Origin of the sequence: Lawsonella clevelandensis, assembly GCF_003241315.1 — a bacterium.
Lineage (GTDB): Bacteria > Actinomycetota > Actinomycetes > Mycobacteriales > Mycobacteriaceae > Lawsonella > Lawsonella clevelandensis_A.
Genome location: NZ_QFOZ01000004.1, coordinates 17,525 through 38,068, shown reverse-complemented (window position 1 = coordinate 38,068; position 20,544 = coordinate 17,525). Strand labels below are relative to the sequence as shown.

The 20,544-nt window shown below is 56.8% G+C and carries 12 protein-coding genes; 2 read left to right on the top strand and 10 right to left on the bottom strand.

The window, feature by feature from the left end; genetic code table 11:
• Window positions 1-84: 84 nt before the first annotated feature.
• Window positions 85-3,561, top strand: a complete 3,477-nt coding sequence (locus tag DI579_RS03765) for an arabinosyltransferase domain-containing protein (protein ID WP_303678722.1) — start codon at window positions 85-87, stop codon at window positions 3,559-3,561.
• A 165-nt stretch (window positions 3,562-3,726) separates the two neighbouring features.
• Here DI579_RS03765 and DI579_RS03760 read toward each other — a convergent pair whose 3' ends face one another.
• The 5 genes from DI579_RS03760 to DI579_RS03740 form a co-directional block, all read right to left on the bottom strand.
• Window positions 3,727-5,274, bottom strand: coding sequence for an acyl-CoA carboxylase subunit beta (locus DI579_RS03760; RefSeq protein WP_290598567.1), 1,548 nt, complete (start codon window positions 5,272-5,274; stop codon window positions 3,727-3,729).
• A gap of 96 nt (window positions 5,275-5,370) precedes the next feature.
• Complete coding sequence (locus tag DI579_RS03755) at window positions 5,371-6,315, bottom strand: cutinase family protein (protein ID WP_303678721.1); 945 nt, start codon at window positions 6,313-6,315, stop codon at window positions 5,371-5,373.
• Window positions 6,316-6,363: 48 nt separating this feature from the next.
• On the bottom strand, window positions 6,364-6,843 hold the full coding sequence (locus DI579_RS03750) for a DUF732 domain-containing protein (protein WP_303678720.1): 480 nt from the start codon (window positions 6,841-6,843) through the stop codon (window positions 6,364-6,366).
• 36 nt (window positions 6,844-6,879) lie between these two features.
• Complete coding sequence (locus DI579_RS03745; RefSeq protein ID WP_290598573.1) at window positions 6,880-8,646, bottom strand: alpha/beta hydrolase-fold protein; 1,767 nt, start codon at window positions 8,644-8,646, stop codon at window positions 6,880-6,882.
• Window positions 8,647-8,730: 84 nt separating this feature from the next.
• A complete protein-coding gene (locus tag DI579_RS03740; RefSeq protein ID WP_290598575.1) occupies window positions 8,731-9,756 on the bottom strand; it encodes an alpha/beta hydrolase family protein in 1,026 nt (341 codons plus the stop codon).
• Window positions 9,757-10,182: 426 nt separating this feature from the next.
• On the opposite strand from DI579_RS03740, the gene DI579_RS03735 reads away from it, so the two are divergent.
• Window positions 10,183-10,758, top strand: a complete 576-nt coding sequence (locus DI579_RS03735) for a hypothetical protein (RefSeq protein ID WP_303678719.1) — start codon at window positions 10,183-10,185, stop codon at window positions 10,756-10,758.
• Here the strand turns inward: DI579_RS03735 and DI579_RS03730 are convergent.
• From DI579_RS03730 to DI579_RS03710, 5 genes are all read right to left on the bottom strand, one after another.
• The gene (locus DI579_RS03730; RefSeq protein ID WP_303678790.1) at window positions 10,755-11,714 is read right to left on the bottom strand and encodes a decaprenyl-phosphate phosphoribosyltransferase; all 960 of its coding nucleotides are present in this window, start codon (window positions 11,712-11,714) and stop codon (window positions 10,755-10,757) included. The genes DI579_RS03735 and DI579_RS03730 overlap by 4 nt on opposite strands.
• Before the next feature lie 50 nt (window positions 11,715-11,764).
• A complete protein-coding gene (locus DI579_RS03725; protein WP_303678718.1) occupies window positions 11,765-16,822 on the bottom strand; it encodes a type I polyketide synthase in 5,058 nt (1,685 codons plus the stop codon).
• A gap of 113 nt (window positions 16,823-16,935) precedes the next feature.
• A complete protein-coding gene (locus tag DI579_RS03720; protein WP_303678717.1) occupies window positions 16,936-18,849 on the bottom strand; it encodes an AMP-binding protein in 1,914 nt (637 codons plus the stop codon).
• A 76-nt stretch (window positions 18,850-18,925) separates the two neighbouring features.
• Window positions 18,926-19,912, bottom strand: coding sequence for a DUF732 domain-containing protein (locus tag DI579_RS03715; RefSeq protein WP_290598581.1), 987 nt, complete (start codon window positions 19,910-19,912; stop codon window positions 18,926-18,928).
• Window positions 19,913-19,944: 32 nt separating this feature from the next.
• On the bottom strand, window positions 19,945-20,541 hold the full coding sequence (locus DI579_RS03710; protein WP_290598583.1) for a phosphatase PAP2 family protein: 597 nt from the start codon (window positions 20,539-20,541) through the stop codon (window positions 19,945-19,947).
• Between the last annotated feature and the right edge of the window lie 3 nt (window positions 20,542-20,544).

Genomic DNA, 20,544 nt, shown 5'->3' with positions numbered 1-20,544 from the left:
TGGGCTAAACCAGGGTAGGTCGGGGTGTGGCCGAGACTGCCTCGACTAGGTTTAGCCCAGGGGGTACTAGGTAGAATGAGGGGCATGTCTGAGCCTGCACCTCACACCTCGCGCCACACATCGCACCGGCGCACACACGGCCATACACACCGCCACGCATCACAGAACACGACACAGCGCACATCACAGTGCACACCACAGAGCGCGTCACAGAACACATCACATGATCGCGTATCCGGTTTCTGGAATCTTAAGGCAGCCCGCCTGACGGCCGCCATCACCGGTTTCCTCGGCATGGTCCTTTTTATCCTGGCCCCATTCCTGCCGGTCAACCAGACCACCGCCACCGTCACCTGGCCGCAGCATAAAAGCGTGAAAAGCGTTGAGGCACCACTCATTGCACACAGTCCGCAAAGCATTAGCCTAGACGTCCCGTTCTCCGCTATCCAGGCCATGAAAGGCCAAAAAGACGGCATTATTGCCAGTACACTCCCCGGACAATCCCTGCAGGCCACCCAGCGCGGTCTTTTCATTCGCGTCTCCGAACACACCGTGGACGTTCTCTCCCGCGACACCCCCTTCCTTACCCTCCACCGCAGTGAGGTAGAAGCCGCCCACGACGGCACCATTCATATTGAGGTGGATAAAGACGGTGCCCGCGCCCGCGTCACCGGGCTTGGTAACCCCGTCACTTTCACCTCCGATGATGCCCACCTACGCCCCATCACCATGGGCATTTTCTCCGACCTTCCCCTGGACACCCCGCAGGCTGCCGTCCAGGGCATGAAAGTCACCGTCCACATTGATACCCGCTTCACCACCAGCCCCACCCTGGTGAAACTCCTCGCCATGATTATTGGCGTCATATGCATGATCCTCAGCTGGATCGCCCTGGCTCGCATAGACGCCATCGTGCAACCCACACCTCACACCCCCACCGGCTACCGGCGCCCCGACGGCACTATCCGCAGCCACTGGAGCAGCTTCACCGCCCTGGACGCCGTCGTCTACATTATCCTGCTGATCTGGCATTTCATTGGCGCCAATACCTCCGACGACGGCTACATTCACACCATGGTGCGGGTAGCGAACCAGGGTGCCGGCTACATGGCCAACTACTACCGCTGGTATGGCGTTACCGAATCCCCCTTCGGCTCCCCCTACTACGACATTTTGAAAGGCTTCGCCGCCGCCAACCCCACCAGCCCCTTCGTGCGGCTCCCCGCCCTCATCTGCGCTGTCCTCACCTGGATGCTGATCTCCAAATCCATCATTCCGCGCCTCGGTGAAGGCCTCTACAAGCGCAAGATCACCACCTGGACTGCCGCCGGTGTTTTCCTCATCTTCCACATGGCGTTCAACAATGGCATGCGCCCTGAACCATTCGTCGCCATGATGGCCCTGCTCACCTGGGCCCTGCTGGAGAAAAGCATTGCCACACATCGGATGCTGCCCGCCACCATCTCTGTGCTTACCGCTGCCTTGGCACTCTCCGGCAACCCCACGGGTTTGATGGCTGTGGCCGCCCTCGTCGCCGCCATTCGCCCACTCCTTCACGTTATGCGGGAACGTCGCCCCCGCGTTGGCGTGGCCGCCCAAATTGGGCCCATTGCCGCATCCGGCTTTGCTATTCTGACCTGCGTCTTTGGCGACCACAACATTGGTGCTGTGCGGGAAGCCACCCGCGTCCGCGGCGATATTGGCCCTAACATGCCCTGGTACCGGGAAGTCCTCCGCTACTTCTGGCTGACCATTCAAACCGTGGACGGCTCCATGTCCCGCCGCATTGCCGTCTTCACCATGCTGTTCTGCCTTATTGTGGTGACGGTCGTCCTCCTCCGCAATCGTAAAATTACGGGCGCTGACCCCGGCCCCAGCTGGCGTGCCCTCGGCATCACCTACGGCACTCTTATCCTCATGATGTTCAGCCCCACCAAGTGGACCCACCACTTCGGCGCCTACGCCGGCATCGCCCCCATTCTGGCGGCACTGGCCGCCCTCGCCATCGGCAATACAGCCCTCCGGTCTAGCCGTAACCGCAGCCTCGTCCTGGGCGCTATGGGATTCGTCCTGGCATTCTCCCTGGCTACCGTCAACGACTGGTGGTTCGTCAGCCACTACCACATTCCCTGGTTCGACAAAGTCCCCCAAATCCACGGGGTGGAGCTTTTCAAGATTGTCATGGTCATTGCCATCATCGCTTTCCTGGTGGCCGGCTGGCAGCACATGACGCAAGACTTCCGACCCCCCAAGGAACCCTCCACTGCGAAAGGCCGCGAACGCCTCCGCATTCTGGGTGCCGCCCCCGTCACCATCGTTGCCTGGCTCACCGTTGCCTTCTACCTACTGACCTTCGGCAAGGCCGCTATCTCGCAATACCCCGCCTATTCCGTGGCGAAAGGCAACATGGATGTTCTCGCCGGGCACAAATGCATGATGGCCGACAATATCCTCGTTGAACCCGACCCCAATAAGGGAATGCTGACACCCCTCCCCCACCAGGAATGGGAACGCACCCCCCAAGACGGGAACACTATCGCCCGCGGCCCCCTCGCCGGCCCCACCACCAAAAACTTCGAGGCCTGGGGTGTTCCCGACCATATTGAAGCCGACCCCGTCTACATTCAGCAAGGCACCGCCGGCACCGACTACAAAGCCGAATTGCCTTCTCTTACTAAACAATCCGGGCAGCAAGGCGGCATTGACGGTGGCGTAGAAACCGACCTGGGTGTCAATGGTTCCCATGCGAAACTCCCCTTCGGACTCAACCCGAAAACCACCCCTGTCCTAGGCTCCTACCAGTACGGCATGCAGCACTCCGCCACCCTACAAACCGCCTGGTACAGCCTCCCTAAAGCAGACGACGCACACCCCGTTATCGTGTTCACCGCCGCCGGGCGCCTGAAATTCTTGAACGTCAACGGCAACGAATCCTACGGGCAGCCCGTCTACCTACAATACGGCGTCACTCAACCCGACGGCAGCGTAAAAATGCTGGGCCAAGTACTCCCCTACGATGTGGGCCCCATTCCTGCCTGGCGCAACATGCGTATTCCCCGCAGCGCTATCCCCGCCGAAGCCAACGCCGTCCGCCTTGTCGGTGAGGACACTAACCTGGACCCCGACCACTGGGTGGCCGTCACCCCGCCGCGCCTGCCGCACCTGGTGACCCTGCAGAACTATGTGGGCTCCGACGACCCCACCCTGCTCGACTGGGAAATCGCCCTACAATTCCCCTGCATTCACCCCTACAGCCACTACGCTGGCGTTACCGAACGCCCCAAGTGGCGCATCTCGCCCGACCGTGAATCCACCGTCAACAATACGGACACGTGGCAAGCCACCAAGTTCGGTGGATCCCTCGGCATTACTGAAGGCCTTAGCAGTGATGAGGAAGTGCCCACCTACTTGAAGGACGATTGGGGACGCGAGTGGGGGTCGCTGAAACGACTCACACCCTACGGCACCCGCCAGCCAGGACTGCCAGTGCGCGCCGATATTCAGTACGGTACGGAGAAACGCTCCGGCCTATGGAACCCCGGCAAAATGAACATCGGCTAAGGTACAACAGCCGGGCCGTTCCGAATAGGCTATGCCCAGCTAACAGCGCCGTGTAAAAGGATCCCCCGCTCACCTCATCAGGAAGCGGGGGATCCTTTTATCTCAGTATTTCAAAGCGTACAAACACCGCACACTATGCGATGCCTAGTCTGCACGTAACGTCTACTACATCAACGGCACTTCGTGGCGACGCGGCGGCAGGAGTGTTTCCTTATCCCGCAGCTGGGCAAAAGCCTTCCGCAGCATAAGGCGCGTATCAGCAGGTTCAATGACGGCATCAACGTAGCCGCGCTCCGCCGCAATATACGGGGTGGCCATATACGTGTTGTACATTTCAATGAACTGCTTGCGGATCTTCGCACCCTCTTCCGGGCCGGCAGCCTCAATTTCGCGGCGCTTCAACAGGTTCACGGCACCTTCTGCACCCATCACCGCAATGCGGGCGGTGGGCCAGGCGAAGTTAATATCCGTACCCAGGTTCTTTGAGCCCATCACTGCGTAGCCGCCGCCATAAGCCTTGCGCAGCACCACTGTTACCTTGGGAACACTAGCGCCCACAATGCCATCCAGGAACTTTGCGCCACGGTGAATAACACCGTTCTTCTCCTCCTCGAAACCGGGGAGGAATCCAGGCACATCCACCACGAACGTGATGGGAATGTTGTAGGCGTTGCAGAGGGCAACGTGGCGGGCAGCCTTTTCCGCGGCGCGCGCATCCAGGCAGCCGGAAAGAACTGTCGGCTGGTTGGCAATAACTCCTACCGGGTGGCCATCTACGCGGGCGAAGGCGGTAATGAGGTTAGCGCCGTAGCCGGGGGTGACCTCCAGGACGTCACCATCGTCAAAAATCTTGACCAGCACGTCCATCATGTCGTAGGAGGCATTATCGGAGTCCGGAATGATGCTGTTCAGGGACAGATCCGAGTCCGTCACTTCTGGTTCCAGACCGGTGCGCCCCAGCGGGGCGGGATCGTTTGCGGACGTGGGGAGGAAGGACAGGAGGCGCCGCACATAGGCGAAGGCCTCGTATTCGTCCTCAGCCACATAGTTGACGTTGCCGTATTCCATCTGTTTTTCGGCGGAGCCTAATTCTTCGATGGTGATGTCCTCGCCGGTGACGGAGCGGATAACGTCCGGGCCGGTGACGAACATGTAGGAGTCTTTGGTGGCCACCACGAAGTCGGTGGTGACGGGGGCGTAGACAGCGCCGCCCGCGCATTTACCAAGCATGATAGAAATCTGCGGCGATAGGCCAGATAGTGGGTATTGGCGGCGGCCGATCTCCGAGTACATGGCGAGAGAGGTGACGGCATCTTGCACGCGGGCGCCACCGGAGTCGTTAATACCAATGACGGGGCAGCCGATTTTAATAGCCAGATCCATTGCGGCACAAACCTTCTTACCGAAGGCTTCACCGACGGAACCGCCGAACACAGTATTATCGTGGGCGTACACCACCACAGGGCGACCATCAATAGTGCCGTGGCCGGTGACAACGCCATCGCCATAGGGGTTATCGGGATTTCCGGGCATTTTCGCCAAACGCCCCATCTCCACAAAAGAGCCTTTATCCAGGAGGGCATCGATGCGCTGGCGGGGAGTTGTTCGGCCCAGCGCGGCGCGCTTCGCCTTGGAACGCTCACTGCCAGGGTCCTCGGATTGGGCCATTTTAGCCCGGAGGTCAGCTAGCTTTTCGGCGGTGGTCATGCTCACAGTTGCTGTCCTTTCTGAGTGCACCATTATTTTAGTCCACCTGCACCTATCCCAATAGTTACACGGTGCTAGTAGTTACGCAGTACTCTCGTTCCCCTATGCCAATGCGGTATTAATTAGTTTCTCCATCCACTGCACTATCCACCGTGTGGCAGTAGTACCGGGAACAACATCGGGATTCGTATTGTATTGGGAGTGAATAGGGTTGTTAGAGAAGAAATTATGCCCTTTTTCTATGAGCGTGACGGGGTTCTTACTGGCGTTGCAGACAATATCCTTTTCTGAACACAACTGGTAGGTGCGCTCATTGAGCACCCCAAAACCGTCACTGCGACGGCCCTTCATAGTGGCGTCAGTACCGGATATGATGCCTAGCCCACTACCCATGGGCCCTAACGTAACCTCTAGCCCCTGCCCATTTAACGGTTTACCAGGATTAATACCCTGCCCATTCACGCGCCTGCCATCTGCCAGCAGTGCCACACCCAGCATATTCTTGTCGGGAATGGTAAGGCGACTATTGCCAATATCGGAGGCAACGTCACCGGCAATAACAGCACCCTGCGAAAAGCCCGTCAACAGGAACTTCGTCTGTGGACAATGCTGATTCATGCGGCTCATTTCCGCCGCTAGACGGTCCTTCCCCTGCTCGCGGGAATCATCATAGCTGGCCTCGTGTTCGGAATTCATATTCCGGAACTGGGCCAGGTAAGGAATGGTGTATACCCGTACGCGGGACGAGTCATAATGCTGCTGCAGGGGGCGAGTAACGTTCAGCAGCATGGCATTACGGCGGAAATGGGGGTGGAAGGGGTCATCATTGGGCTCGGATTCCCACGTCCCTGGCACCGCCAGCACCTCCACCATGGGGCAGCCGGCAGGATTCACCGCCGCTGTTTTTGCAGGCTTACTCTGAGGACGGTTCCCCACCACATTCCACAGCAGCGCACCAACTACCACCACAACAACAAGCAGTGTGAGCACAATAATTCCCACACTACGTTTCTTACCGTGTTGCGGGCTCGTCTCTTTCCCCCACATAGACAGTCCCTCCTTCACGGACAACCGGTAATGGCAGACTGTTCCACTCTACTGGCAATAGTGCTTCACTGCCGTGTTCGTAAGAATAGTGGAGGTCTGCTTCGTGTCCTGGCTAGCTTTCCCCTGCTGCGCGAGCTGCCCTGCGACAGCCCGCGCCAGCACGGGATCGACCCGGCCGGTCTCCGCCTTCCCCTGGCACAGAGACTTTCCGGTTCCGATAAGGGAGTCCTCCACACCATCAACCGTAATGCCCTGATTCTTGAGATCCTGCAGATACTCATCATCTTGGGCAGTACGCATGACAGTGGAGGGCCCCGGGTAATCCTCCGACAATTCACTCGGCTGCGCCGGATTGGCACCATCGGAGGAACGCGGGGACGCCGATGTCGTGGAGGTTTCCGTCGCGGAATCTCCACCAGTACCGTCTACGTCAGATTTTCCGCAGGCAGTAAGCCCACTGCACGCTATAAGCACAGCCATACTGAGGGCGGCAAGACGATACTGCGGGCGACGGTTACTCTCTCGCATAATGAAGTCCTTACGGTAGTAAGACGTACAGAATAGTTACTTCTTGTAGTACTTCGCCGTGTTATTTTTAGCGGTCCACTCAATACGACCGTGCTCAAAGGAAGAGACAGCGCCCTTCTTCGTCGCTTTCTCGTTAGAGGTTGGCCAGCCCAGCTTGCCGGACGTGTAGCCCATCTGCCGATACTTATCCAGAATGGTACCGCGCACCCAGTGCGCCCCATTCTGGAAGGACCAATACAGCCGTCCACCCTGGAAGTCCTGGTAGTAGCCGCGTTTATCGTGGGTCTTGTGTTCCTCATCGACGGGTAGTCCTAGCACGGAGCCGGAGGATCCCATCTTCTTGTAGGCCTCATCAACCTTGCCTTTAACAAGGACGGCACCTGTCCCGGGGGACCAGAATATGCGTCCATGCTCAAAGTTTTGGGCACGTCCGCCGGGTACGGCATACTCGTCTGTTTGGCAGTGCCCAGCAGCTTTTGCGATAGCCGGGTACCCCTTCAGATACTTTTTAATGTCCCCCACAGTCTTACACTTGGAGTTATTTTTGGGTGTCTTATAGGGGATAGGCTTATTCGGATTCCGCTTATTGAGTTCTGCCGCTACCTTGGCGGGGGCATGGTAGGGCTTGCGTGTAGGAGTCGCTTTCCCAGATTTAGCGGGCTGCGCAGACTGTGCAGACTGAGCAGTACTGTCACCGTGCTTTGCGTAGCTGGACAGTGAGTCGTTGTACTGGATATTGCCGGGGGTGGTACCCACAGTTGGCAGGCCGAGAGCCTTCGCAATCTGTGGCAGGGACTGCTTAAATTCAAACTGCCAGTAAGGCCACGAGTGTGTTCCCGAGGGACGGAATTTAACCGTCATGCGAACATTGGCCTGCTCCGCCGCACTCACAAATGTTTTCGACGTCAGGTGGGAAAGGATCTCTAGCGTGTAGGCGGCAGTATTTTCGGGAATACCTTCCACTTGGGAGGGTTTATCGTAGGGGCCAGTGTTGCCAGATCCGGCGGAGATATAAATACTCTTCCCGGAGAGTCGATCCACGTGCAGTTTCGGATCGTGGGCACGCCAGTTAGCGGACTGGTACTTCCCCCACATTTGGGTGGCGTGGTACTTCGGTTTCACTTCCCGCATGGCCTGGTCAATGGCCTCCCCCATACCATCGGAGGACGTATCCAGATAGCCGGAGTAGGAGCCCACAAAGCGGTACAGGCTGGGGTGGCGTTCGGCCAGGTTCACGGCGGCAGTACCGCCCATGGACAGCCCCGCCACACCGGCGCTCTTATTCACGCGCCAGTGGTTCCGCAACACGTTGGGGAGTTCCACCGTGAGGAATTTCTCCCACTGCATAGCGTTCTTCGGCTCGGGGGATTTCTCCCAGTTCGTATAGAACGATGCCGCCCCACCAATGGGGAGAACGGTAATGAACTCGGCCTTATCAACTGTTTGTATAATGTCCGTATACTTCGTCCAGCCACTATAGGAGGTGGCGGCACGCATACCGTCTAGCAGATAGAGGGCAGGGTACGACAGTCGGGGATTGCTCTTGAAAGTGGGCGGCAAGAGGAGTTGTACTTGCCGCACGCATTTCATGGCGGGGCTATTGATCCAGATAGCGACATGGCGATCGGAGAGCCACTTCGTTTTGGTGATGGTGGGCTGCCCCGCCGCCTGGGCGAAAACACCGGCCATAGGCCCAATGTTGTGTGCGCCCAGGGTGGGGACAACGACCGCAGGCGTGGCAATAAGTAGCGATGCCGCGACAATGGTGCCAGTGGCACGAGCGGAACGGAACGGACGAAGCATCATAAACCTCACAGGTAACAAAAATGAACAGTGGGCTTAGCTATCCCTCCGTGGGTTCCCCTCCCCCGGAATGAGAGCTACTTTCTATCCAAGAACAGCTTTTACATACGGGTAGGCAGTAACCAGCTGGTCATGCCAATAACCCCAGTTGTGAATACCATTGGCCATAAAGACGTGACGGCACGGAATACCGAGTTCCTCCAGGCGCTTTTTCATCTTGATGTGTTGTTGACGGGCAAGCCCCTCCAGCATGAAACCAACAGTTGTGTTGATGGCTTCCTGCTTAGTCTTGGGGTCGTCGTAGCGGCCGGGAATGCCCGTGGAGGAGGACATGAACAGGTGAAGTCCACGTAGCTTTTCCGCATTGACATACGGGTCGTTACGTACCCAGGCAGGGTCGCTGTAGGGTCCCCACATGTCTTCGAGGTTGTAGTTACCGGCATCTTTCGCTGCGTACTGCAGGAGACGCTGCATAACGGGGTCGGACACATTCATGTATCCGGAGAAGCTCAATGCCTGCGTGAAGTAGGGGCGGTGGTAGAGGGCCAACGTGTAGGCGGCAGATCCGGACATGGACAAGCCACCGACACCATTACCGGTGTAGGCTACACCGAAACGACGGTTGAGGTAGCCGGGGAGTTCCTTAGTGAGGAACGTCTCCCATTTGTAGGTGTATTTCTGGTTGTTTGTGGAGGACTTACGCTTCCAGTCTGAATAGAAGGATGTTTCGCCACCTACGGGCATAACCAGGGTAATGTCAGAGTCCACAAAAACGGAGGGGGCGTGACCATCGTGGGACCAACCATTCCAGTCCTCGCGGGCACGCATTCCATCAAGCAGGAAGAGCGCGTGCTTGCCACCATTCTTGGACGGCTGCACCTGCACGCGGATCTTACGGTGCATTGAGTCCGACCATACTTCGCACTGCTGAACCCAGTAGTGTGCGGGATCCCACTCGCAATGGCGGTTGGAGGAGTTGTCACGACGGAGCGAACTGCGGTTACTTGCGTTCGCGTTGGGAAGGTTAACACCCATTCCGGCGACCAAGGAAATAGCTAGGAGTGATGCTCCTAGGGACGTTATCCATTTATTTCGCTTGTTCACAGTCATAGTTCTTTTCCTTGCGCTCATACCTTGCGCTCATACCCTGTTTATCGTCATCTACAGTGAGATTGTTACTTTAGTTGAATTTTTTATGAACAACCAAAGCGAACAACTCATGTTCAGCCCACGTTCAGCCCGTGCTCAGCCCGGTAATCGGCTAGTAATTGGCTAGCGACCGGCTACTACTTAACTGTTACTGCTGTGACGAGATGGGAGAGTTTATTACTCCTCTGACTATACAAAACTAAATCACATTAGTCACACTAGTAACACATGAATCAGCAAACTTATTTACTGTTTCTAGCTATACATCTACTGTTTCCGTCTACATGCGATAACAAAATAAATTTGACGCCCTTTCTGAATCCTTATACCTTAGGTAAGGCTTACCTAATATATGTATGGTGTTCGTGGAATACACACGGACAATTATTGGCAGTCGTCACCAACTATGCCAGCCATGCCAACTATGGACAGTCACTGAAAGGACACACTCCCTTGAATATCCGCACCCACCTCATTAAAGCTGCTGCCACTATTAGCAGCTCCGCTCTAGCCCTCGGCCTCTTCGCCACCACCGCCTGGGCCGCACCCGCCGCCACCATCACCCTCGACAAAGACACTGTTAGCTGGGGCGATACCGTCAACGTCACCGTCACCGGCCTAGACACCACCAAAGGCTACTACCTCCTCTTCTGCGAAGCACACCCCAAAAAATTCCCCATCTGCGTCAAAAACGGCAAAAACGCCAAATCCCACCTGCGCATTAACAACAACGTCACCGACGCCGGCGGAGTCCGCATCAACAAAGACGGCGTAGCCACCTCCCCGCTAGAAATCACCAAGAAGGACACCACCCTCACTGGTCCCGTCCCCAACCCCTTCGTTATCACGTGCGCCACCGGGTGCCGTATCGCCCTCACCTACGACCACCCCACCTCCGCAAAAGAAGCCAAAGCCACCGTCCCCATGCTGATCGCAGAAATGCTATTTTTAGTGCAAACTTAGCCGCCGAAAACGTAGACGGCCAGTACGATACACATTAGCCACAATAGGGCAATGACCTGCAGAACATGGTCTTTGAGGGCAATATCCTCCGGTGCCCCCGCATCGCCACGATCCACATCCACCGCGTAGCGCATAACGGCAATCGCCCACGGCACCATTGAAATCTCGTACCACAAACTGCCACTATGGTCAGCCGTCGCCTGCCCCTGCTGAAACGCCCACAGTGAATAGCAGAGAATAAGCGCCGTCGCCGACATCGTCCACACAAAACGCAGATACGTGCCTGTATAGGACTGCAGCACCTTCCGAATCTGCCGGCCTTCCTTATCTGCCAACAGTTTCTCCGCATAGCGTTTACCGCTGGCCATAAAGATGGAACCAAACGCCATCACCAGCAAGAACCACTGTGACAGTGGCACATCCGACGCCACACCACCAGCAATAGCACGCAGCAGGAATCCCGAGGACACCAGCACAATATCCAGCACCATCTGGTGTTTCAGCCCAAAGCAATAGCCCAACTGCAACACAATATAAACAGCCAACACTATCGCCAGGGAACTACCGGACAAGAAATAGCCCAGCAATACCGACACCAGCATGAGCACAACACCCATCACATAGGCCAGCCGCAGCGGCAGCACACCAGACGCAATGGGGCGGAAACGCTTTGCCGGATGCTGCCGATCCGCCTTCACATCCCGCGCATCATTAATGAGGTAAATGGACGACGATGCCAGACAGAACGCGATGAACGAATACAGGACCTGCAGCAACACATGCGGATCCGTCACCACCTCCGTACCGGCAGACAGTGGCGCCATCACCACCAGAATGTTCTTCACCCACTGCCGCGGGCGCAGAGCCTTCCACATTGCCTCAGCCAGATTACGGGGTGGCCGCAGTTGGCGACCCTCCTGCGTCATCTCCGCCGCCGACTCCGTTTCCTCAAACATGGCGTCGTCGGCGGTGTCGCTATTCGCGTTCGCTGGATCCTGTGCCATTACTACAATCCCAAGTTTGTCCGACGCTTAATAATGTCGCGGGCAATCTTCCCCACTTCCGGCTCATCAATAACCGACAAGTGGTCACCCTTCAGATGCACCACGGTAAGATCTTTCACAATCTTCCCCCAGCCACCATCTGGATCAATATGGGCGTAACGTGGCTCCAATTCAATGGCACCATCATGCATACGCTCAGCCCGATACAGTGTGACAGGCACCTGCACAGACGCCCACTTACTCATATCAATACTGGCCAACATGCGGTTATCCACAAAGGACGCACGCTGATGCTCCAACACCGCCGCCGACACGCCAGCGCGCGCAAGATTCGGGTTAGTAGCCATCTGGGCGAAGAGCTTCATCATGCCCTCTTCACCCTGCGCGTCCAGCATTTCATGCGGCACCTGGAAGTCCAGACCATATGTCTTCTTAATGAACGCACCGTAGCGATCCCAGCGGGCATGGAGTTCCTCCCGCGTTCCCGGATCCGGCTCAGAAGCCTGCACAGTATCAATGAGGAGAATAGAAGCAACCTCATCGCCGGCGGCAATAAGCTGTTTAGCAACCTCATAGGCCAGTGCACCACCCAGCGACCAGCCACCCAACGTGTAGGGGCCCTCCGGCTGAATTTCCTTAATAGCCGGAAGGTATGCGGCAGCGCGCTCCTCCAGTGGGCCCTCCACACGCTCCAAACCGAACACGGGAAGATCCTTCGGAAGATCATCCACCAGTGCAGAATACTGGGCGGTAGTACCACCCGCCGGGTGGAAGAGGAAAAGTGCCTTCGCATGCTGTTCTGTGGGGAAGTCCCGCAGAGTACGCACTAGGCCCTCCACTTCCTTCTCCAGGAAGGGGCGAATAATGTTGGCCAACTGCTCAATGTTCTTCACATCGCTCAGGAGTGTTGGGTCAATATCGGAACCAGTGCGCTCCGCTAACCGCTCCGCCAACTTAGCGCGGGTATCGTCACCAATCTGCGGTAGCGGGTGCAGAACATCACCCGCGGACTCGCCAGTAACGGTAGCCCACGTGGAGAAGGCGAGACGCTCGGACGCATCACGCGGCGGCACATTCGTCTCTGCACTATCTGCGGCATGGGCAGCACCGGCGCCAGCGTTAGCACCAGCGGTGGCAGCAGCATCGGCACTGTCGGCACCTGTCTGTGCACCAGTCTGTGTACCGGAGCGCTTCTCCGCCAGTTTCTGCGCGGAAACCTGCGACGCCTCCTCCGCTGACAAGCCCTGCACCTGGGCTTCCCTCACATTAGTAATGTATTCGGCAACGTCACCAATAGTGGAAGAGCGAACCACCATGAGATCCAGCTCCGGAATCTGGAACTCATACTGGATACGGTTCTTAATGCGGATCGCCATCAGGGAATCCAGACCCAGTTCCATCAGTGGCAGTTCGCTGGTGAGATCCTCCGGGTTATAGGCCAAATTCGTGGCAACAATCTTGGTAAGACGCTCCAGAATGGTCTCCCCCGTGGTGGGGTCATAGTAGTCATTATCCGTATTGTTTTCGGCGAGGAAATCCTCCGAATCCAACTCATCCTGGCTGCGCTGCTCGGCAACAATAGCCGGCTCTGCACTGGGGTCACCCACGGTAATAGTGGCAACAGCCAGTTTCACGGACTCGTTATTCTGCTGGGCGAAAATCTCCACTGTAGCGGTCTTTACCGCAGCGTCAGCGTCTTGCGCGGCAGCGTCACTTGTGACCGCGGCGGTTGTAGCAGCGCCCTGTTCTTCCAGCATGGTGACGTAGTGGCCGTCACCAGCAGCGGAATCGCTCGCGTCCTGCCCAAGAATCTCCCAGGCGGTTACTACAGCGTCCTGCCCATAGCAGTAGTCGGCGGCAGCAAGAGCCAGCATTTCTGGCGTCTTCACAGCCTTCTTCTGAACATTCCACACATGCTGGCCGGTGGGCAGAAGAACATGCGTACCCGGCAGATGGGAATCGTTGGACCCAGATAGGCGGGAACTGGTCCAGCAGTATTTACGCTGGAATCCGGTACGCGGCACATCCGCATAGTCGCGGGTAAGAGCCAGGTTACGAAGATTAGTTGGGTGACCATCAGCCGCCAACTGGGCGATAGCACGCACCAGCGTATTCGGCTCATACTCTTTACGACGCAGCGTGTAGAAGAGTTTGGCATTGGGAATCTTGGCGGCGTAGGTAGCGGCAGCCACAGACAGAATAGCCACCGGGTGTGCGGACACTTCCATAAAGCAGGTGTGGCCAGCCTGGCAGGCCTGCGTCACAGCCTGGGTGAACCAGACGGAATGGCGCATACCCTTCGCGAAGTACTTGTAGTCCGTTGGCGTATCGCCAGCCCGGTACACGGCGTCCTTATCAATGGAGGAGAAGAGTGTACAGCGGAGTGGACGCGGCTCAATATCGGCAATCTCGCCAATAAGTTCACCAATAAGCGGCGCCACCATGGACGTGTGCCCGGCGCCATTCACTGGCAGCATGCGGGCGAATTTGCCGTGTTCGGTGGCGTAGTCCACAAAAGCCTTTACATCGATCTTCCGGCCACCCACCGTAATCTGCGTGGGGGCGGCGTAGACGGCGGGCTCTACCGTATCGAATTTGCCGGGGTTCTCGGCTACTAGCTGGGCGATTTCATCAGCAGAGTATTCCACCAATGCCATACCGCCCTGCTCCTCTGCGGAGAGGTTAGCTTCACCTTCGCCGAGGAGGCGGGAGCGGACACAGATAACGCGAACAGCATCGTCAAGGCTGAGGCCACCGGCAGCGTAGGCGGCGGCAACCTCACCCATGGAGTGGCCGATGACGGCAGCGGGCTGGCAGCCGAAGTAGGTGAGGGTGTCAGTGAGGGCTACCTGGATGGCGAAAATGCCGTCCTGGGCAGTTTCTGTATCCCAGTTGAGGGCATCGTCCAGCATAATCTGGCGAATATCCTTATCGGATTCCTCCTGGATCAGCTTTGCCACATTGTCGAAGGAGGCGGCGAAAATACCGCCGAAGTCTCCCCGGAACTTGTCGGCAAGGTAGAGACGCTTACCCATTTTGCGGTGCTGTCCGCCGAAGCCGGAGTACACCCACACGGGTCCTTCCAGGGCGGTGTGGTGGCCACTGTAGACGTTCGGGGATTCTGTTCCCTCGGCAACGGCTAGGAGCCCGGCGCGAGCAGAGTCCATGTCGGTGGCAATGACCTCATTGCGGAAGCGACCAATGGAGCGGGTGGCCAGGGTGTGGGCGACGGCCGCCAGATCCACGTCCGGGTTGTCTTCCAGCCAGTCCGCTACATGCTTGGCAGACTGGCGGGCGCGGGTGGAGAGGGTGCCGGAGATTGGCAGCACGTAGGTGGCGGGTTCTTCCACGTCCTCGAACATGGCGTTTTCCGCTTCCAACTGGGTGCGCTCTTCCTCGCTGAGCTCCGGTGTAGCGGCGCTATCTGCCGCATCAGCAAGGCCAGCAGTATCAGCAGAGCCAGCAGCGGGGCCAGTGTATTCCTCCACCACAACATGGGCGTTAGTGCCACCAAAACCGAAGCCGGACACGCCAGCCACAGCCTTACCGGAGTAGCGTGGCCATTCCCGTAGTTCGGTGACGGGCTCCAGATGGTCACCCTCGAAATCAATGTAGGGGTTGGGGCCGGCGAAGTGCAGCATGGGGGGAATAACGCCCTTATCCATGGCCAACGCCAGCTTGATGAGGGAGGCGGAACCGGCAGCCGATTCCATGTGCCCAAAGTTCGTCTTGCAGGAACCCAAAAGGAGGGGTTTTTCCGCGTCGCGGCCATAGCCCAAAACTTTACCCAGAGCGAGGGCCTCAATGGGGTCACCCAAGATAGTGCCGGTGCCGTGAGCTTCTACATAGTCCACGTCTTGTGGGGCAATGTTGGCGTCCTGGTAGGCGTCGGCCAGAACTTCCATCTGGGCGTCCGGATTGGGGGCGGTAATGCCGTTGGAGCGGCCGTCCTGGTTCACGGCGGAGCCCTTAATGACAGCGTAGATATGGTCCCCGTCGGCTTCTGCATCTTGGAGGCGCTTCAGCAGGACCAGTCCGGCGCCATCGGAGCGGGAAATACCGTCGGCGTCATTGGAGAAGGCTTTAATATAGCCGTCGGAGGAGAGCACTGTCTCCAGGTCTGCGAAGGCTAGCTGTGTGCCGGGTGCCAGAATGAGGTTAATGCCGCCGGCTACCGCCAGGGAGCTTTCGCCGCGGCGGAGTGCCTGCACTGCCTGGTGCACTGCCACCAGGGAGGAGGAACAGGCGGTGTCCATGGAGATGGAGGGGCCGCGGAAGTCGAAGGTGTAGGAGATGCGGTTGGAGAGGATAGCGGGGGATAGGCCTGTGAGGGAATAGGGGTGGAAGGCGGAGTAGTCGCTTTCCAGAATGCGGGCGTAGTCCTGGCTGGAGGCGCCTACGAAAACACCTACTCTATGGCCGCGCTGTTCGGAGATGGGCAGGTGGGCGTCCTCGAATACTTCATAGGTGAGTTCGAGGAGCATGCGCTGCTGCGGGTCTACTTGTTCAGCTTCGCGGGGGGCGATGAAGAAGAATTCGGGGTCGAAGTAGCGAATGTACTCGGGTTTAATGTAGCCACCACGGGTGGGTGCCGCGTCGAGTTTGGCCGCTACTTCTTTATCCTCAAGAAACTCCTGGTAGCGGGTGTCGGGGAGGTCGGTGACGGCGTCCACACCGTCGTGGAGAAGAGTCCAGTATTCCTCCGGGGTGTTGGCGTCGCCGGGGAAGCGGGTGGCAATGCCGATGATGGCAATGTCTGCACCTTCCACGGTGGAGCGGTCGCGGGACTTGTGGAAGGTTTCGGCTGCTGGGTCGGAGTCGTCAAGGAGGAAAACTGCCAGTTTGTTTACTGTGGGGTTCTGGTAGATCACTGCCGCATTGATGGATTTTCCGGTGAGGTCCTCCAACTGCCCAGTGAGTTCCAGAATACTTCGGGAGGATAGGCCGAACTCTTCAAAAGGCTTGTCCGGGTTTACTTCCGAAACGGTAATACTTACGTCGTTTGCAATCCATTCCCGCATCCAGGCAATGAGTTCAACAACCGTAAGATCAGATTTCACAATAAGTCTCAATTCTCCATGCTTCACCCGAGGCGGTGAAAACTGTGTCTACATGGGCAGATAGGCTACCCACAAGCTCTTTAGATTTTACTGGACAGGATGTCTACAACACACTAAAAACGCGCGTTGAGGGCATCATTTTGGTAAGCGCTACGACATGCCGAACGCTTAATCTTCTGCGTCGGCGTGCGGGGGATAACGCCCTGCTCAACAATGCGGAAGTCAGCTACCTGCACACCGTGGCGACGTGCGATCAAAGACCGCACGGAGGTAAAGACCTCTGCATAATCTTCCACTTCGTTATCGGGATTATTCTCTGCCACAATCACCAGCTGTTCCCCCTTCGTATCGGAGGGAATAGTGCGGTTTGTGCGGTTAACAGCAGAATCTAGCAGTTCCCGAGCAGCCACTGAGAATGCAGCAACGGTATTGGGGAGGAATTTACCTTCGCCTGCCATAATTACGGTCTCTTCAATATCGGTGGCAACGTGGTTACGACCATCCACAATGACGAGGTCTTTCACACGGCCTGTGATGAAGAGCTGCCCATTGTAGTAGGCGCCGCAGTCACCGGTGCGCAGCCACTTAGTATCGGCGGCGACGCGTTCACCCTGGCGAATAGTGTGGGTGATGTCGTCGGGGAGTGCCTTAACTAGTTCATTGTCGAAAGTAGCTACTGTTTCTTGGGGACGATTCCAGTAGCCGGAGGCTAGGTTCGGGCCAGAAATCCAAATTTCGCCGATGGTACCGTCCGGTATTTCAGAACCGCGCCTTAGGTATTCGCCGTTCTCATCAAATTCAGTGTGGACAATCACGGCATACTCGTTCAGGAATGGTACGCCAACACCAACTTGGGAAATCCCCTTGTCAGCCTCCTCGGGAGCTATCTCAACGAACTTTCCTTCTGCCAGTTCATGGCCGTCAACTTTGGCGATGAAGGTGGGGGTGCCGCTTTCGAGAGTAGCGGCACCAGTAGTGGTTTCAGACATGCCATAGGAGGGGCGCATAGCATCGGAGCACAAACCGTAGGGGCCGAATGTAGCGTTGAAAAGATCCACCGTGCTCTGGGTGACGGATTCGGAGCCGTTCATCAACGCGACAACATTAGAAAGATCCAGAGATTGACCGTCCTCGGGTTTACCGCGAGCAGCGGCTAGCGCAAAAGCGAAGTCTGGGCCGGAGGAGAAAACATCCTCGCCATTAATGGACTGGAGGGCATTGACCCATCGGGAGGGCTGCTGTAGAAATGCAGCCGGCTCCATGAAGTCGAGGCACACATAGGAAAGTGGGGCAGCGAACAGATAAATGAGGGACATGGAATGGAAGATTGGGATCCAGTCGACAGCACGCATGTGCGGTTTTAATCCCAGTGTCCGTATGATTTGGAGAGTATTGCAGAGGGCAGCATGGTGGCTAATCTCTGCGGCGGTGGGACGGCGCGTGGAGCCAGAAGAATATTGCAGATAAGCAATATCTGTGGGTTCTACTTGGGGATCAACCCAGGCATCTGCCATGCCGTCTTCAATTCCTTCTACGGCGATAATGCGTGGCTTGTTTTTAACGTCAACGCTCTTTAAGAATTTCCGAACAGCGCCTGCCACCTTTACGTCTGTCAGAATAACCTTGGGTTCTGCATCTGTGAGGATGGCTTCTAGGTAGCCAGCGTGGGAAGGTTCTGTGGGGCTGAATGCGGGGATAGCGATCTGGCCGCCGAAGAGGGGAGCAAAGAAGCCCGTGACGTAGTCAAGGTGCTGCGGCATCATAATGACTACTCGGTCACCGCGTTCACACACTTGTTGTAGTTGTGCCGCAATAGCTTTCGTGCGGGTAACAAATGACAGCCATGTTAATGATTCGGGAGTGGGCTGTGGGTCCTGTAGATAGTCGAAGAATCGGTAGATCGGATAATCTTCCGCCTCGCCAGCAACAATCTGCGCGACTCGTTTCTCTGCAAGATCAGGGAATGTGGTCAGGAGGGAGGTATCGATAGTGGTGCCGCGGAAGAACGACTCTACTTCAAAGGACATGTAAACCTTCCTTAAAGGTGTGATGTTGACTGTGTCACTGGGTTCATCGCTGCTACCGGGAAAAATGTTACACGGGCTAGTTTTTCCCAACGCTTTTTTCTAAAGCCGGACACAAATGTTCATCAGCAGCCTGCGCAATAGCTTTTCTAGCCTTTTCTTTCTTCACTCCGGGTGTCATCTGCACAAAAGTGTCCATCATGACATCTTCAACTTCTTTGGCCTGCTTGTTAGTGTCACTGCCGGCATATAGTACCTGACAGTGCGTGTAGCCCATCCCTAAAACAGCAGTTTCCATGCCCTTTCTTACCGGCATACCGGCCTTCTTCAAGGCTGCAAAATATGCTTTCGAATTGGGGTCAGTTGATGGATCCATGGAGAGTTGCGAAAAGTCCAGAGGGATATCACCGTCGTCGCCAGAACCCTCTTCTGTGGGAGTACTAGTACCGTTTTCGGTTACCGTTGTAGAAGTGGTGACGGTTGCATCAGTGGACTCATCATCGCTGTTGGAATTGTGGTGGGCTACGGCCAGCGAAATCACAATGATAAGCACCAGCACAATAGCGCCAATAATGATGGTATTGCGCTTTGTGAAGAAACCTGCGGCAGAAAATCGGCCAGAGCTTTTTGGCTCAGCATTTTCCGGTTGGGTTTCATAGTTAGCACCACTGACATCACCCCAGGCTCTTCCCCAATCTTTATCCCAATTCTTGTTCTGAGAGTTTCCCCCTGCTGGAAAAGAGTTCCGGTTACGACCGGACTGCCCACCACGGCGAGGCTGTCCACCGCGAAGTTGCGCACCAGTGAGAGATTGCGCAGTACTCCGAGATTGTGCAGTACCGCGAGGCTGTGTGCTGCGGCTAGTCTGTGCACTACCACGTCGGGGTCGCATACCGCCACGCTGATTATCACCACGCGACGCACCGGCGGCAGATCCGCCGATACGCTGTGCAGAAGCACGACCAGGCTGGCCCGCTCGGGGAGTCCGTTTCGCAGCAGAGGAAGGTTCCGCGTTAGTCGACTTCCGTGGGGGGCGCGAATGAGGGAAGCATGGTGAGTTGGGCATAGTTGCTCCTTAGGGGTACTTACGACGCCATACTAATGATTTTTTCTACTCCGTAACCGCTGCAACACGGCCGGACCCCATTTATGGGTCACCACACTGCTGACAGCCCCTAGAGCAGCACCTGCAGCAACATCCGTGGGGTAGTGAACACCAGCTATCATGCGGGATGTCATCATGATGGGGCTAAGCACCAGCGGCAGTGGATTATGGCTAATAGTAGCGGCGCTAGTCGCCCAACTGGTGGTGCTGGTGGCGTGCGAACTGGGGAAGCTCAGAGCGCTAGGGGTTTTCACATTGACGTCAATAGCCGGGTGGTGCGGGCGCGGACGCCACACAATTCTTTTAATAATGACAGCTAAAGCGTGCGACCCGAAGGCAGAAAGAGCTGCCAGCCCCCACTGCTCCCGATGCTTAGGGAAGGTAAGCGCCGCTAGACCGGATAAAACAAGCCAGCCCAGGGAATGCTCACCGAAGTGGGAAAGCCCCTGCGCAACTTTTACTGTCCAGGGGTAGGGGCGGCACCATTTCTGTACCGTGCACAGAATTTTCTCTTCCGGGGAAAGATCGGAGGGAGTGCTGGACATGTTGTCTGTGACGGTGTTCTCCATGTCAGTATTCTCTATGCTCATGCG

Coding starts and splice junctions, on each gene's coding strand:
- DI579_RS03765 (WP_303678722.1), top strand. CDS start 85: ATGTCTGAGCCTGCACCTCACACCTCGCGCCACACATCGCACCGGCGC.
- DI579_RS03755 (WP_303678721.1), bottom strand. CDS start 6,315: ATGTGGGGGAAAGAGACGAGCCCGCAACACGGTAAGAAACGTAGTGTG.
- DI579_RS03750 (WP_303678720.1), bottom strand. CDS start 6,843: ATGCGAGAGAGTAACCGTCGCCCGCAGTATCGTCTTGCCGCCCTCAGT.
- DI579_RS03745 (WP_290598573.1), bottom strand. CDS start 8,646: ATGCTTCGTCCGTTCCGTTCCGCTCGTGCCACTGGCACCATTGTCGCG.
- DI579_RS03740 (WP_290598575.1), bottom strand. CDS start 9,756: ATGACTGTGAACAAGCGAAATAAATGGATAACGTCCCTAGGAGCATCA.
- DI579_RS03730 (WP_303678790.1), bottom strand. CDS start 11,714: ATGTTTGAGGAAACGGAGTCGGCGGCGGAGATGACGCAGGAGGGTCGC.
- DI579_RS03720 (WP_303678717.1), bottom strand. CDS start 18,849: ATGTCCTTTGAAGTAGAGTCGTTCTTCCGCGGCACCACTATCGATACC.
- DI579_RS03715 (WP_290598581.1), bottom strand. CDS start 19,912: ATGCCCAACTCACCATGCTTCCCTCATTCGCGCCCCCCACGGAAGTCG.
- DI579_RS03710 (WP_290598583.1), bottom strand. CDS start 20,541: ATGAGCATAGAGAATACTGACATGGAGAACACCGTCACAGACAACATG.